This is a genomic window from Clostridioides sp. GD02404, assembly GCF_045898275.1.
GTDB classification, from domain to species: Bacteria; Bacillota; Clostridia; order Peptostreptococcales; family Peptostreptococcaceae; genus Clostridioides; species Clostridioides difficile_A.
In genome coordinates this window covers 32,951-49,227 of the sequence record NZ_JBJOCA010000015.1, presented here as the reverse complement: position 1 = coordinate 49,227, position 16,277 = coordinate 32,951, and the positions used below count along the sequence as shown (strand labels likewise).

Genomic DNA, 16,277 nt, shown 5'->3' with positions numbered 1-16,277 from the left:
TCACTACCTTATTCTCTTTAATTTTGCTATGAAAAAACCATCTATTCCATGAATATTAGGATATATCTTTAAATATCCTTTATCTTGATTATCCAAGTCTACATTTATTGTATCAATTGGAGTTAATTCAAAATTATTATTGTCTTCAATAAAAGAAGTAATTATATTTATATTTTCCACATCTTGAATTGTACATGTACTATATACTAAATTTCCACCAATCTTAACATACTTTGATGCATTTTCTAAAATTTGCTTTTGTATAGAAGTAATATCTTTTAATTCTTCTTCTTTCTTGTACTTAATTTCTGGCTTACGTCTTATTATGCCAAGGCCAGAACAAGGAACATCTGCCAAAACATAATCGAATTTACTTATACTATTTTCATCAATTTCAGAAGCATCAAACTTTTCTACACATACATTTTTAATACCTAGCCTATTTACAGTAGCTTTTATAAGCTTTAATTTGTGGTCAAAAATGTCTCTAGCTATTACTTTACCAGTATTATTCATCAAAGTAGCTAAGTGAGTAGATTTTCCACCAGGAGCACTACATACATCCAAAACAGATGAATCTTCTTTTGGATTAATTACTTTCCCTACTATCATAGAACTTATATCTTGAATTGTAAATAAACCAGCCTTAAATAATTCATTTTTTTCTATATTCTTCATTTTTTCGACTTTAATAGCTTCTTCTACCATAGGAACTTTAAAACATACAATACCCATTGCATTTAATTTTTCAATAAGTTCTTCTCTACTTGTTTTAAGTGTATTTGTTCTTATATAGATACTCGGCTTTTCATTGTTTGCTTCCAATAAATCTTCAGTAAATTCTTGTCCAAAATTATCCATCCAATTTTTTATAATCCAAGAATTATAAGAATACTTTATAGATAGGTATTTTACACTATCTTCCTCAGTTATGTCCATTATAGTATCTTTACTTCTTATTTCATTTCTAAGAATAGCATTTATGAAACCAGAAGATTTTTTATCGTATTTCTTAGCTAATTTTACAGTTTCATTAACTGCTGCATAATCTGATATACTATCCAAAAATAAAATTTGATATGTTCCCATTCTTAAAAAGATTTTAACATAAGTTGACATTTTTTTTACTTTTATTTTTGAAAGTTTATTGATTATGTAATCTAAATAATACTTATTTTCTATTACTCCATAGATTAATTCTGTTGCAAGTCCTCTATCCATATCACTTATTTCTAAGTTTTTAAAATGTTTGTTTATTGCAATATTTGAATAGTTATTGTTTTTCTCTATATCGCATAATACTTTAAATCCAATTTCTCTTGCGTCCATATAAATTTCTCCCTTTTATTAAACATAAAAAAGGGTTGTTTCTAAACAACCCACTTTACTTTTAGTCATCTCTTCTTTGAGCTATTAGTAACAATCTAAGTAATTGAAGTATTGAAACCAATGCTGCTGCAACATATGTTAAAGCAGCTGCTGAAAGTACCTTTCTACTTTGTCTTGACTCACTTTCATCTATAATCCCTAAATTTCCAAGTTGAACAATTGCTCTACTTGAAGCATTAAATTCTACAGGTAATGTTATTATCTGAAATAATACTGAAGCTGAAAACAATAGTATCCCAATTTTTAAAAATGGACCAGCCATAATAAATCCTATAAATATTAGAAACCAAGATATACTTGATGCAAAATTTACTACTGGCACTAAGCTACTTCTTATTTGAAGAGGAGCATAACCTTTAGCATGTTGCATTGCATGACCACACTCATGTGCAGCTACTGCAACAGAAGTTATAGAAGAACCATAATATACATCTTCTGATAACCTTACTACCTTTCTTCTTGGGTCATAGTGGTCACTTAAATGACCTCTAACCATTTCTATACTTACATCATATAGACCGTTTGAATCAAGTACTCTTCTTGCTGTTTGTTCTCCAGTATATCCTCGACGTGTTTTTACTCTCAAATACTTATTTGTTGTTGAACTCACTTTAAATTGCGCATATGCAGTGAATAGTATAGCTGGAATTAATATAATCATTGTAGGGTCAAATCCCCAAAACCCGCCATATACAGGGTACATAAATAACACTCTCCTAAAATATATTTTTACACATCCTCTTAATATTCATATAGCTTAAAAACAGTTTAATTACAAGTTAGTTTATTTTCCTGTTAAAAAATCTATAGCTTTTTCAATATCTATCATATCTACATTAGTATTTACACAAGGTCCATTAGGTCTTTTGTTAAATACACCTAAAACAGGAATTTTTTTTATATCTTGTATTCCAGATGTTAAATCTCTTTCACATGCAACAGCTATAACAGCTTTAGGTTTATTGTCTATTATAATCTTTCTAGCTAAAGTTCCACCTGTAGCTACAAAGATTTTCACTTTACTTTTCTTCTTTAACTTAGTTAATTCTCCTATGTTGCATCTTCCACATTCTTTACAATTATCTATATCATTAGTAACTTTTAATTTACAACTATTCTCTTGAATACAATGAGGTATTAAAATTATTATATCCTCTGGATTAAAATTATATTTATTACTGTATATATATTCATTATTTAACTTTATATATATCCTTCTAATCTCACTTTTTGACATACCAAATGATGATGCAATGAAAGATACAATAGGAAATAAGCAACTGGCAATCTTAAAGTTTATTTTCATTATATTTGAGTTAACATTCTTACCTTTAATTACGCTATAAGTAATTATTGTTGAACATAGTATTATAAGTATTAGTGATATTATTATAATATTTATTGCTAAAGAAAATATTTGAGTTAAACTCATTATAAAAAAGTTTACAACTCCTATTAAAATCCCTAATATTAAAATTAAAATCCCAACACTTGTTAAATACTTCCTTATATCTGTCATAGTTTTCACCTAACCCAATACTAAACCAGTTTCTATAGTATTCCCTTTTATATATTCACCAACCAACATTCTCTTTTTATTTGGCATCTGAATTTCTTCAATTAAAAGTACCTTATCTTTAGTACTAACTTTTATACCATCTTTATTTACATCAATTATTGTACCTGCATTTTTTGTACTTTTTTCATCTAATACTTTAGTTTTCCAAATTTTCATTGTAACACCATTATAAGTAGTATAAGCACTTGGCCATGGATTTACACCTCTAACTAAATTGTGTATTTCCATAGCATTTTTTGAAAAATCTATATTTCCTAATGATTTATTCATTATTGGGGCATAAGAAAATTCTTCATGGTTTTGCACCTCTCTTGGTGCAGTGCCTTCTTCAATTAACTTTAATGTTTCCTTTAAAGTTTCTGCACCTATATTCATCATTTTATCATGAAGTTCTCCTGCTGTTATATTTTCATCAAGATTTACTTCTGTTTTTAATATCATGTCTCCAGTATCTAAACCTTCATCCATGTACATAGTTGTAACACCAGTCTTTTCCTCACCATTTATTATTACCCAATTTATAGGTGCCGCACCTCTATATTTTGGAAGTAAAGACACATGAACATTTATACATCCAAGTTTAGGAATTTCTAGTATCTCTTTTGGAAGTATCTGTCCAAAAGCTACAACTACTACTACATCTGGATTTAAAGATTTCATTGTATCTATAAATTCTTCATCTCTAGCTTTGATTGGTTGATATACAGGTATATTATTTTCAATTGCAAGCTCTTTTACTGGACTCATTCCCAGTTTTTTACCTCTTCCTTTTGGTTTGTCTGGCTGAGTTACAACACCTAATATATCATACTTTTCATCTATTATTTTTTGTAAACAAGGAACAGCTATATCAGGTGTCCCCATAAATACTATTTTCATTAAATCAACTCCTACTACTTTTCTATTCTGTCAACAAATAAAATTCCATCTAAATGGTCTATCTCATGACAAAATGCTCTAGCTAAAAGTTCTTCTCCTTCTAACTCTATAGTTTCACCATTTCTATTTAAAGCTCTAACTTTTACATAATTTGGTCTTCGAACATCTCCAGCTTCTCCAACAACACTTAAACATCCTTCCTCATCTATTTGCTCTCCAGATGTTTCTATTATTTCAGGATTTATAAGTTCTATAAGTTCTTCTCCAATATCTATTACTACTACTCTTTTTAAAATTCCAACTTGAGGTGCAGCTAATCCAACGCCATCAGCATCATACATAGTTTCTGCCATATCATCTAATAATTGTATTATTTTTTCATCAATTTTTTCAACCTTTTTTGATTTCTTTCTTAATACTGGTTCTCCTATTTGAACTATTTGTCTTAAAGCCATTATATTTCCTCCTAAATTTATAATACACTGTTTGGATTAATATCTATAGATACATTGATATTTTTATCAAATATCAAATCTCGTTTTGTTATACATATATATTTTATTATACCCTTTAACAGATTAATTTCAATATTTTCATCTTTAAAGAGTATCTGCCATCGATAATTTTGATTTATTTTTGATATTGAACATGGGTTTGGACCTAATATAAATCCTAAATCATTTATACCCCTTTTTTCTAATAAATAAATCAATGATGCATGCATATTTTTTATATTTTTTATTACTAACCTTTCATCTTCCCCACTAACAACTACACTCAACATGTTATTAAAAGGAGAATATCCAAACGCTTTTCTTATTTTTATCTCATCTTCATAAAAACCCTCATAATCATATTCAATAGCATGCTTAATAGCATAGTGTTCAGTGTCATAGGTCTGAAGTACTACTTTTCCCTCTTTATCAGCTCTCCCCGCTCTTCCAGAGACTTGAGTTATCAACTGAAATGTAGTTTCAAAACTTTTAAAGTCTGGAAAATTCAATATCATATCTGCAGATAAAATACCCACTAAAGTTACATTATCAAAATCTAGCCCTTTACTTAACATCTGCGTCCCAATAAGTACATCTGCTTCTTTATCTTTAAATTTATTTAGTATTTCATCTAAAGCACCTTTTTTTGAAGTTGTATCCTTATCCATTCGTAATGTTCTTACATCTGGAAAAATGCTTTTTAATTCTTCCTCAATCTTTTGAGTACCAACTCCAAAAGGTTTAACATAATGACTTTTACACTCAGGACACTCCTTTGGGATTTCTTTCTCATAACCACAATAGTGACATCTTCCAGTGTTACTTTTCTTATGATAAGTTAAAGATATATCACAATTTTCACATTGGAACACATACCCACACTTTCTACAAGATACAAAATTTGCATAACCTCTTCTATTTAAGAATAGTATGACTTGACTATGCTCTTCAATTGCACAACTTATTTCTTTTTGTAGTTTAAAACTGAATATACTCCTATTTCCCTTATTCAGTTCTTCTTTCATGTCTACAACTTCAATATTAGGGAGAGGTTTATCATTTGCTCTATTTTTTATATTTATGAGTTTGTATTCTCCAGATTTCGCTTTATAATATTCTTCAATTGAAGGAGTAGCTGAACCTAAAATAAGAGTTAAATTATTTTTTAATGCCATAAATCTAGCTACCTCTATAGCATTAAATTTTGGATTCTTCTCAGACTTATATGATGACTCATGAAATTCATCAATTATTATAAGTCCTAAAGAATTAAAAGGTGCAAATATAGCTGACCTAGCTCCAATTAAAATTCTTATTCTACCTGCTTTTACAGCTTTATAGACATCGTGCTTTTCTCCTTCAGATAGTTTACTGTGAAACACTCCTACTAAATCACCAAATCTACTCTTCAACCTATCTATTGTTTGAGGAGTTAATGCTATTTCAGGAACTAAAAATATACTATCTAGACCTTGATTTAATGCAAATTCTATTATTTCCATATAAACTTCAGTTTTTCCACTTCCTGTTACACCATGAATTAAGTATGGTTTTTTATCATCCACAAACATATTCGACTTTATCTCATCAACCGCTTGTTGTTGCTCATTGTTTAATTTTATACTTTTTGATGTAGATTTGTAAATACTTTTTGGTTCTCTATAATAATCCTTAAACTCTAATGTTATTAACTTTTTTTTATTTAAAGAAGTTATACTTTGTCTTGAAGCATTTAATAAGTCTAATAAATCATTTATCTCTACATTTTCATTATTTTTAAGAAAACTTAATATCTCTTTTTGCTTGCTTCCCACATTTATTTTATTTTGTTCTATATAATCATCAATTTTGTCACTTTCCAAGCTCAAAGATATATAACATACTTTCTTTTCATTTTTGTGGTTTTTGTATTCCCAACATAACTTTATAATTCCATTTTTATTCATCGTGTACAAAGAACTATTTAGATTTGGTATATATTTTAACTTATCAACCTTAATTTTTCCTTTACTATCAATTACTTTTTCTACTATTTCTCTATTTTTATCACTTAAGGTCAATATCTTTTCCTTTAATTGAGCTTCGTTTAACTCAATTAAATTTTCACCTAATAATATTACCTTATAATTATTTAATTTGTATCCTTTTGGATATATTAAATTTATACATTCTATATAAGTGCACAAATATCTATTTTTCATCCAATAAACCAATTCCAAGTCTTCTTCTCTAAATATTGGATTCTCATCTAATACATCAATTATTTCTTTTGTCTTTATTTTTTCTTCTAAATTATCTGTAAATTGAAATATAAAGGCTTCTGTTGGTTTATTACCCCTTCCAAATGGCACTAATATTCTATGTCCAATTCTTATAGATTCCGATAAAAATACAGGAATTTGATATGTAAATAAATTATCTGTGTATATAGTATTACTTCTCACTATTACCTTTGCATATTTTTTCATTGTAAAACCTCTACTTAAATTTAATCTACTGTTCATATTCTAATATATTTTACAAAATGTCAAAAATCTCAGTATTTATAAAAAATTTCAAGTCATTAATAATATTAACTATATCTTAATAGTTAACTATTAATTATATTTTATACTTTATGGCAAAATAAATGCTGAAAACTACAATTTAACTGACATTTGCGAGTTTTTACTCGCTAAAATTAAATTGCAGCTTTCAGCTACTTTAGCTGTGATAAAATACACAAATATCATATTTAAAAAAGTTCTTATTTCTCAAGTAACACTTTAATTTTATTTAAAATAACATTAGCTACTTCTTCTTTTTTCATTTTAGGATACTCAGTAATATTTCCTTCTACATCTATTATTTTTACAATATTAGTGTCAGTTCTAAAACCAGCACCTTCTTTAGTTAAATCATTTGCCACAATAAAATCTAGATTTTTCTTTTTTATTTTTCCTTTGGCATGTTCTATAAGGTCGTTAGTTTCAGCTGCAAATCCTACTAATATCCTGTCTTCTTTTATTTTTCCTATTTCATAAGCAATATCATAATTCCTACTTAGTTCTATTGATAAATCATCATTCTTCTTTTTAATCTTTTTGTCAGAATATGTCTTTGGTTTGTAATCTGCAACTGCTGCACTTTGAATTACTATTTTATTTTCACTTAGATTTGATACTACTGCTTCATACAAATCCTGTGCTGACTCTATTTTTACAAATTTTTTAAGGTTTTGTGGGATAGAAAGATTTGTAGGACCTGATATTAATGTTACATCAGCGCCTCTATATATAGCTTCTCTTGCTATAGAATATCCCATTTTCCCAGAAGACCTATTAGTTAAATATCTTACTGGGTCTATACTTTCTACAGTTGGACCAGCTGTAACTATAATACTTTGACCTTTTAAATCTTGTTCTTTAGTCATATTAGCTAAGACTTCTTCCACTATTACATCTGGATTAGCCAATTTACCTGCTCCAATATCTCCACATGCAAGTCTTCCACTTTCTGGTTCAATAAATTTATACCCAAAGTCCTTTAAAGTTTGAATATTTTTTTGGACAATTGGATTTTCATACATATTAGTATTCATAGCTGGCGCTATCAAAACTTGTGCTTTAGTTGCCATAACAGTAGTTGTCAACATATCATCAGCTATACCATTTGCAATTTTTCCTATAATATTTGCACTTGCTGGCACTATTAAGAATAAATCTGCCTTTTTTGCTAATGATATATGCTCAACTTCCCAAGTCTTTGGTTCTTCAAACATATCTTCTACTACATAATTTTGACTTAGCGATTGAAGTGTAAGTGGTTTAACAAATTCTGTTGCCGATTTTGTCATTATAACATGGATATTTGCATTTAGTTTTTTTAACTTACTTACAACATCACAAGCTTTATATGCAGCTATTCCGCCGCTTATGCCAATTACAACAGTTTTATCTTTTAGCATGACCTTACTCCTCTTCTGAAATTTGTTTGTGTTGCTCAGCGTGGTGTCTAGCTTCTTCTATCTCGATTTCTTCTTCTGTTAACAATCTATATGTTATTTTTCCACTTGCAACTTCCTTAGTAGCTACACATACAGGCTTCTCTTTGGCTTTATTTGAAACGTATGGTTCTTCTCCATCAATTAATTTTCTTGCTCTCTTTGAAACAGTCCCTACTAAATAGTATCTGTTGTCTATTTTTTCTAGTACCTCATTGATAGATGGTTTTAACATAATTATAATTCCTCCTTGAATTTCTCTATTATAATATTTTTATATCTGCTAACTTTATTCTTTTCAGATGATATTATACCTTCTATTTCTTTAGCAGATGTTTTTACATCTTCATTAAATATAAAATAATCATAATCCTTAATCATTTTAATCTCTTCATATGCACAACTAAATCTCTTTTCTATTTCAGATTCTGTTTCTGTACCTCTTCCAACAATTCTATTTTTTAGTTCTTCAAGTGATGGTGGTAGTACAAATATAAATACTCCCTCTGGGCAAACTTCTTTTATTTGTTTTGCTCCTTGCATTTCAATCTCTAATAGCACATCCTGCCCTTTTTCTAAACATTCCATTATTGCTGCTTTTGGAGTTCCATAAAAGTTATCATAAATTTGAGCATACTCCAAAAACTCACCTTTTTTTATCATTTCTTCAAATTTTTCCTTACTTATGAAAAAATAATTTACTCCATCAACTTCTCCAGTCCTTGGTTTTCTTGTAGTAGCTGATACAGAAAGTTTTATTGTATCATTTTCTTTAAGTAGTTCTTTGCAAATAGTACCTTTTCCTGCACCTGATGGTCCTGATACAACTAGCAATAATCCTTTTTTCGCAAACATTTAAGCATTCCCCTTCTAATATTGTATTCTTACTCTATATTTTGTATTTGTTCTCTTATTTTTTCTAATTCACTTTTTACTTCCACTACTAAATTAGTTATATTTATATCAGACGACTTTGAGCCTATAGTATTAGTCTCTCTGTTCATCTCTTGTATTAAGAAATCTATTTTTCTACCTATAGAATCATCTTTAAATATAGTGTTTTTAAGTTGACCTATATGACTTTTAAATCTAACTATTTCTTCTGTTATACTGCTTTTATCTGCATATATTGCAACTTCTTGTGCTAATCTATTCTCATCCATTATACTTGGGTCATCCAATAATTCACTTATTCTCAAATTCAATTTTTCTCTATAATCTTCTACAACACTACTTGAATATTTTTCAATTTCTTCTATATGAGTTTTTAATAAATCACATCTCATAGTAATATCTTCTGCCAATTTTTTACCTTCTTCGCTTCTCATTTCTTTTAATTTTATTAATGCATCTTCAACAGCTTGATTCAACATTGACCATAATAAATCTTCATCATCTTCTTTTTCTTCTATTTTTACAATATCAGGAAACCTTGCAACATTCATAACACTAATATCATCTATAATATCGAATTTATTTTTTATTCCTTTTAGTATCTCTATATATTGAGAAGCTAGTCCTTCATCAAAGTTTAAGTTTACATCTTCTTTGCCTAATAAGTCAAATTTTATGTATAAATCTACTCTTCCTCTTTTTACATAATTTTTTACTAAATTTCTAACTTTATCCTCTAAAAATGAAATTTTTCTTGGAAGACGTATATTTATATCTGAATACTTATGATTTATCGTTTTACATTCCACTAAAAAATAATAATTGTCATCTTTGTATTCCCCTCTTCCAAAACCAGTCATACTTATAGCCATTACTTAATCCTCCAAAACACCTTCACATATTTTTACTGCTGGACCTGTCATATAAGAGAACTCTCCTACATCTATTTTAACTGTTCCTCCCTGAGAAGTTACATTTACACTACTTTCTACCATGTTAAGTAAATTGCATACTATTGCTGATGCAGTCATACCAGTCCCACATCCTAAAGTATATCCACAACCTCTCTCCCAAGTGTAAACATGTATATTATACTTATCTTCTACCTTTACAAAATTTACATTCGTTTTTTCAGGAAATATTTTATTATTTTCAATCTCTTTTCCATATTTACAAACATCATCCACATCTAGCTCATCTACTGTAACTACTGTATGGGGAACCCCCATCAACATAGAAGTAAGCATAAAATCCCTATCTAGAACTTTTATACTTTCTTGTACAAAACGTTCTCTATCTGTAGATACTGGAACATCTTTAGCTATAAAACTTCCTTTTCCCATATTAACTCTTATGGAATTTATTTCACCATTTGTAAGATTTATTTTTATATCTTTAATGCCATCCAATGTATCTACTGTAAAATTTTCTTTTTTTACTATTCCATTATCATAAACAAATTTACAAAAACATCTAAGACCATTTCCACACATGGCTGCTCTTGAGCCATCAGAATTGTAATATACCATTTCTACATCTGCAACTTTTGAATCTTTTACGACTAATAAGCCATCCGCTCCTACAGAAAATCTTCTATGGCATACTTTTTTTGCTAAATCAGTATAATTTGATGAATCTATATTGTCAAATCTTCCATCTACTGCAATAAAATCATTACCTATTCCATGTAGTTTCCAAAATTTCATAAGTATCGCTCCTTTGTAAATTAACACTTAAACTATTATAACATAAAAAAATTCCCATAAACTTATAATTTATGGGAAAAGTTTTGTAATGACAACTATAATTTGAGGATGTGAGGGAGAGTTGCCATTACAATTAGGGTAATTATATTATGTTTTTAAGCTAGTTCTTTCTATGTTTATATAATAATATTTCTATATGAATTTTATGTATGTTTTATTTAAACTGTCTATGAATTTTATAATTAAATGTCTAATAACTATCTATAATTCTCTTTTTGTAGATTTATATTAACATACACCTATTAACTCTTTAAGTGTTTTTAAAACATAGTCTAAATCTTCTTTCGTAATATCTACATGAGTTACAAATCTATACTCACCATTTTCCATTTTATTAATTTTTATATTTCTGTCAAAAAGTTCTTTTATTAAAACATCCTCTTTTATAACATCTTCACTCATTTTAAAGAATACCATGCTTATATCTGGATTAATGTTGTTTACTTCAATGCCATCTATTTTATTTAATTCACAGGCTAAATACTTTGCATTTTCGTGGTCTTCATTTAATCTTAATGTCATTTTTTCAATGGCAATGATACCAGCAGCTGCAACTATACCAACTTGTCTCATTCCCCCACCCATAACTTTTTGCTTTCTTCTAGCTTTTGCTATAAATTCTTTACTTCCAGCAAGTATAGAGCCCATTGGTGCAGCTAAACCTTTTGATACACAGAACATAACACTATCACAATACTTTGCCATTTCTTTAGCTTCTATACCTAAAGTTAAGGCAGCATTAAATAATCTTGCTCCATCAAGATGTACTGGTAAGTTGTGTTTCTCAGCTATCTTTTTAATCTCTTTTAAATTTTCAAGGCTCACAACAGTTCCGCCTGAATACGCATTTTCTACACATATAAGACCTGTTTGTGGTTCATGTATGTCATCTCTTCTAATTGCCTTTTCAACAAGTTCAGGATTAAGAGCTCCATTTTCATCTTCATCTATAGTTCTAAGTTGAACTCCAGCTATTACAGCAGGTGCTCCAACTTCATGAGTTACAATATGATAACCTTTACCAATAATGATTTCTTGTCCTCTTAGACAGTGAGTAAATAAAGCTAGTTGATTTCCAAAAGTTCCACTTGGAAGAAAAATAGCATCTTCTTTTCCAACTTTAGCTGCTGCTAATTCTTCAAGTTTATTTACAGTTGGGTCATCCCTAAAGATTGAATCTCCAACAGGAGCCTTTGCCATAGCTTCTCTCATTTCATCAGTAGGCATAGTAACAGTATCACTTCTTAAATCAATAAATTTCATTTTTTCAACCTTCTTTCATAATTTATATACTATTACACTTTAAAATTGATTTATTTTTTAAAGCTTATATATAATAACTTATACTTTACACAATAATTATACTATATTTATTTTACATTTAATCAACTTTAAATTATTAATTTTAAAATATAGTATTTCCTTTCATAATAAGCATAAATAATTATTCAATTTAAATATTACTATCTTGTTTAAATTTCCCCTAGTCACAAAGCATATATTATGTGTATAATTAATTTACTGACTATTTTGGTCAAAGAAAGGGGTGCTATATATGGCATTAGATGGATTAGTTATACATTCAATAGTAGATGAATTATCATCAAAACTTACAGGTGGTAAAATAGATAAAATACATCAACCTGAAGACGATGAGGTAATTTTTAATATAAGAAATAATAAAGAAAATTTTAGATTGGTCTTAAGTGCAAGTGCTTCAAATCCTAGAGTCTATCTTACAAGTAATTATCAAAAAGAAAACCCTCTAAAAGCACCTATGTTTTGTATGTTACTTAGAAAATACATACAAGGTGGTAACATAGTAGAAATTTCTCAAGTAGGTTTTGAAAGAATAATAAAGATAAGTATTGAATCTTTGGATGAACTAAAAGAAAAAACAACTAAAAATATTATGATTGAAATTATGGGAAGACACAGCAACATAATAATAACTCATGATGAAGATGACAAAATTATAGATTCAATAAAAAGAGTACCTTTTAGCATAAGTAGAGTGCGTCAGGTTTTACCTGCTCATAGCTATTCGTTGCCACCAAAACAAGATAAACTTAACCCTCTTGAGAGTATATCTAAAGATTTGTTTATTAATAACTTGAATGAATTTGAAGGACCTATTTTTAAGTCTATATATTCTAAATTTCTAGGCATAAGCCCTACTATAGCAAAAGAAATCTGTTGCCGAGCAAATATAAATCAAAGTACTTCTATAAAGGATGTAACTAGTGAACAGTTTGATTCTTTATACAAAGAATTTTGTAGTTTGTTCAGTGCTATAAATGCTAGCAAATACTCACCTTGTATTGTTATAGATAAAAAAGTGGATAAAGTAGTAGATTTCAGTTGTGTGAATCTTACATTATTTAGTGATTTATCATATATCAATAAAGATAGTATGTCTCGTATTCTAGAAGATTTTTATAGAACTAAAGATATTAAGGATAGAATTAATCAACGTTCATCTGACTTAAAGAAGAGTATATCAGTTAAACTTGATAGACTTTATAATAAACTAAAAAAACAAGAGGAAGAATTATCAGAGTCTGAAAATGCAGATATTTACAAGGTAAAAGGAGAGTTGATTACTTCATATATCTATATGGTAGAAAAAGGTATGGAGAGTATTGAAGTTGCTAATTTTTATGATGAAAATTGTAAGAATGTAACTATAGAATTAAATAAAAACCTGACACCATCTGAAAATGCTCAAAAATATTTTAAAAAGTATAATAAAATGAAACATGCTAAAGTTGAAATATCTCATCAGATTTCATTAAATAAGGAAGAAATAGATTACTTGGAAAATATAATTTTAAGTATTGAAAACTGCGAAAATTTAGCTGAATTACAAGATATAAAAGAAGAACTTGCTAAGGTTGGTTATATCAAAGCTCAAAAGAAGAACAGTAAAAAAGATACTATTCCTTCTACAAAACCTCATGAGTTTATTTCTTCTGATGGATTTAAGATTTTAGTTGGTAAAAATAATAAACAGAATGACTATCTTACACTAAGACTTGCTGATAATGATGACTTGTGGATGCACACAAAGAATATTCCTGGCTCTCATGTAATAATAAAATGTGCTGGTAAAGAAGTTCCTGATAACACTATATTTGAAGGGGCAATGCTAGCAGCATTTTTTAGTAAGTCAAAGCTTTCTTCCCAGGTACCTATAGACTATACTAAAAGAAAAAATGTAAAAAAACCTAGTGGTTCTAAACCAGGTATGGTTATTTATGAGACTAATAGTACTATTTATGTTACTCCTGAAGAAGAAATGGTAGCCAAGCTTAAAGTTAAATCAGAATAAATTTTAAATTAAATACAAGATTTGATATCAAATAATTATACATTGTCTGTCAAATGAAAAAAGGCTATCTCAAAATAGGGATAGCCTCTTTTTCATTGTTAAAATGATGAAGATACATTTAATCTTCTAACAAACTATTTTTTATTTTACTGATTTGCTTTAACAACTCATTATATTCTGATTCATAATGTTCTTTCTTTATATTATCTTTTTCTATAGACAACATAGAGATAATATTTGTAAGTCTATTTTCTAATACTAAAAGATTTTCTTTTTTAGTTTTATTTTCTCTACTCGGAGTTTTTTTATTTCTATTGATTATATATTCATCATAAGAACAATCAAACTCTCTTATTTTATTATTTTTTATTTCCATAATATAGTTACAAATATGTGATGTAAATATTCTATCATGAGATACTATAAGTATAGTTTTATCAGTATTTATCAATGCCTTTTCTAGTGCTTCCATAGATTTTATATCTAAGTAGTTTGTTGGTTCATCAAACACTAAAAAGTTGTTATCTTCCAATATTATTTTACATAGTGCTACTTTTACTTTTTCTCCACCACTTAGTACTTTTATCTTTTTGTAGACATCATCACCATTAAATCCAAATAAATTTAAATTTATTCTTATAAAAGACTCATCAAATGAACTATTAACCTTAACGTTGTATAAAACACTATTTTCTTCATCTAAGATATTTTGATGTTGGTCGAAATAACCTATATTTACCTTGTTATTTATTTTTATACAGTCATTTTTATTGTTCAATATTTCTTTTATCAGAGTACTTTTTCCACATCCATTCTCACCTAATAAAGCTATTTTTTTGCCTCTTTTTATTTTAAAAGAAACATTATCTAGTAGGCATTTATTTCCTAGATTTAAAGTCATATCTTTTATCTCTACTAAGTTTTTGCTAATTATCTCCATACCATCTTGAATCTTAATCTTCATTTCAGTGGAGACCTTAGGTTTATTCTTTATCTCAAGATTATCAATTCTACTTTTTATAGCCTTCACATTTGAGTCTAATTTTTTCTTATTAGTTTGCCCACCCATTTTGTGTAATCTGGCCTCTGAGTTGCCCATTCGTTTTGGAGTTTTTCTTACACCATCACTTAAAGCTTTTTTGTATAAAAGAGCTTTTTCAAGTCTTTTTTTCTCTTTAACATATTCCTGATACTCAAAATCAGCTCTTTTTACTTCTTCATCTTTTTGCATTAAATAATCAGTGTAATTACCTTTGTAAGCTTTTAATTTTCCATCCTCTAACTCCACTATAGTTGTACATAACTCATCTAAGAAACGTCTGTCATGAGATATTAATAATAATGCACCTTCATACCTTTTAAACATATTTTCTAAAATACCAATACTTTTTTTATCTAAGTTTGAAGTTGGTTCATCAGCTATTAATATACTTTTCTTATCACTTAGCGCATCTGCTATCTTTAGCTTGATTTTTTCACCTCCTGATAAGTACTCTTCAAATCTATCTGGAGCATTTAAAATACTCTTTTCTTTACTATTACTACACATTTCAATGTTATTCTCACTTTGACTTATATAAGAATAGCTATCTGTAAGATGAATATGACCTTCGTCTATTTCTATTTCACCTAATATTGCCTTTAATAAAGTTGTTTTTCCTTGACCATTTGAACCAACTAGACCTATTTTCTCACCTTCTGACACTTCAAACTTATCTATATCTAAAATTAATCTATCAGAATAATATTTCTTTAAATTTTCTACTTTTACTAACAACATAAAAAAATCCCTCCTTAACACACTTAAATATAAGGAGAGATTTACATAAATAGGCATAACAAACAAACGTATAGACTATAATCTACTCTCCTTAATTTAAGCATCATAAATAAAGCCACCAAAATAGGCTTTTCAAAAATTACAATACTTTAAATTATAAAAAATAGATTATATTCTCATTGT

14 protein-coding genes are annotated in these 16,277 nt (G+C 28.1%); 1 reads left to right on the top strand and 13 read right to left on the bottom strand.

Annotated features, from left to right (window positions below):
• Window positions 1-3 precede the first annotated feature (3 nt).
• From rsmB to ltaE, 12 genes are all read right to left on the bottom strand, one after another.
• Window positions 4-1,329, bottom strand: a complete 1,326-nt coding sequence (gene rsmB, locus Q3287_RS10670) for a 16S rRNA (cytosine(967)-C(5))-methyltransferase RsmB (RefSeq protein WP_054277250.1) — start codon at window positions 1,327-1,329, stop codon at window positions 4-6.
• Window positions 1,330-1,390: 61 nt separating this feature from the next.
• Entirely contained in the window at window positions 1,391-2,092 is a 702-nt protein-coding gene (locus Q3287_RS10665; protein ID WP_054271161.1) for a zinc metallopeptidase, read from the bottom strand.
• Between the two features lie 81 nt (window positions 2,093-2,173).
• Entirely contained in the window at window positions 2,174-2,908 is a 735-nt protein-coding gene (locus Q3287_RS10660; RefSeq protein ID WP_407964055.1) for a DUF116 domain-containing protein, read from the bottom strand.
• A 9-nt stretch (window positions 2,909-2,917) separates the two neighbouring features.
• A complete protein-coding gene (fmt, locus tag Q3287_RS10655; protein ID WP_054277251.1) occupies window positions 2,918-3,847 on the bottom strand; it encodes a methionyl-tRNA formyltransferase in 930 nt (309 codons plus the stop codon).
• A 14-nt stretch (window positions 3,848-3,861) separates the two neighbouring features.
• Window positions 3,862-4,302 (bottom strand): peptide deformylase, encoded by a 441-nt coding sequence (gene def / locus Q3287_RS10650; protein ID WP_054271164.1) that lies wholly within the window; start codon window positions 4,300-4,302, stop codon window positions 3,862-3,864.
• Window positions 4,303-4,319: 17 nt separating this feature from the next.
• A complete protein-coding gene (priA, locus tag Q3287_RS10645) occupies window positions 4,320-6,845 on the bottom strand; it encodes a primosomal protein N' (protein WP_407964054.1) in 2,526 nt (841 codons plus the stop codon).
• 242 nt (window positions 6,846-7,087) lie between these two features.
• Entirely contained in the window at window positions 7,088-8,287 is a 1,200-nt protein-coding gene (coaBC, locus tag Q3287_RS10640; protein ID WP_231300942.1) for a bifunctional phosphopantothenoylcysteine decarboxylase/phosphopantothenate--cysteine ligase CoaBC, read from the bottom strand.
• A 4-nt stretch (window positions 8,288-8,291) separates the two neighbouring features.
• Window positions 8,292-8,558: a DNA-directed RNA polymerase subunit omega gene (gene rpoZ, locus Q3287_RS10635; RefSeq protein WP_021385513.1), complete on the bottom strand. Its 267-nt coding sequence runs from the start codon at window positions 8,556-8,558 to the stop codon at window positions 8,292-8,294.
• 2 nt (window positions 8,559-8,560) lie between these two features.
• Window positions 8,561-9,178, bottom strand: coding sequence for a guanylate kinase (gmk, locus tag Q3287_RS10630; RefSeq protein WP_054271167.1), 618 nt, complete (start codon window positions 9,176-9,178; stop codon window positions 8,561-8,563).
• Window positions 9,179-9,207: 29 nt separating this feature from the next.
• Window positions 9,208-10,089, bottom strand: coding sequence for a YicC/YloC family endoribonuclease (locus Q3287_RS10625; RefSeq protein WP_054277253.1), 882 nt, complete (start codon window positions 10,087-10,089; stop codon window positions 9,208-9,210).
• Window positions 10,090-10,092: 3 nt separating this feature from the next.
• A complete protein-coding gene (gene dapF, locus Q3287_RS10620; RefSeq protein WP_407964053.1) occupies window positions 10,093-10,923 on the bottom strand; it encodes a diaminopimelate epimerase in 831 nt (276 codons plus the stop codon).
• Window positions 10,924-11,211: 288 nt separating this feature from the next.
• Complete coding sequence (gene ltaE, locus Q3287_RS10615) at window positions 11,212-12,246, bottom strand: low-specificity L-threonine aldolase (RefSeq protein ID WP_054277255.1); 1,035 nt, start codon at window positions 12,244-12,246, stop codon at window positions 11,212-11,214.
• Between the two features lie 292 nt (window positions 12,247-12,538).
• On the opposite strand from ltaE, the gene Q3287_RS10610 reads away from it, so the two are divergent.
• Complete coding sequence (locus tag Q3287_RS10610) at window positions 12,539-14,314, top strand: NFACT family protein (RefSeq protein WP_407964052.1); 1,776 nt, start codon at window positions 12,539-12,541, stop codon at window positions 14,312-14,314.
• A 118-nt stretch (window positions 14,315-14,432) separates the two neighbouring features.
• Here the strand turns inward: Q3287_RS10610 and cplR are convergent, their stop codons facing one another.
• Window positions 14,433-16,094: an ABC-F type ribosomal protection protein CplR gene (gene cplR, locus Q3287_RS10605; protein WP_407964051.1), complete on the bottom strand. Its 1,662-nt coding sequence runs from the start codon at window positions 16,092-16,094 to the stop codon at window positions 14,433-14,435.
• Between the last annotated feature and the right edge of the window lie 183 nt (window positions 16,095-16,277).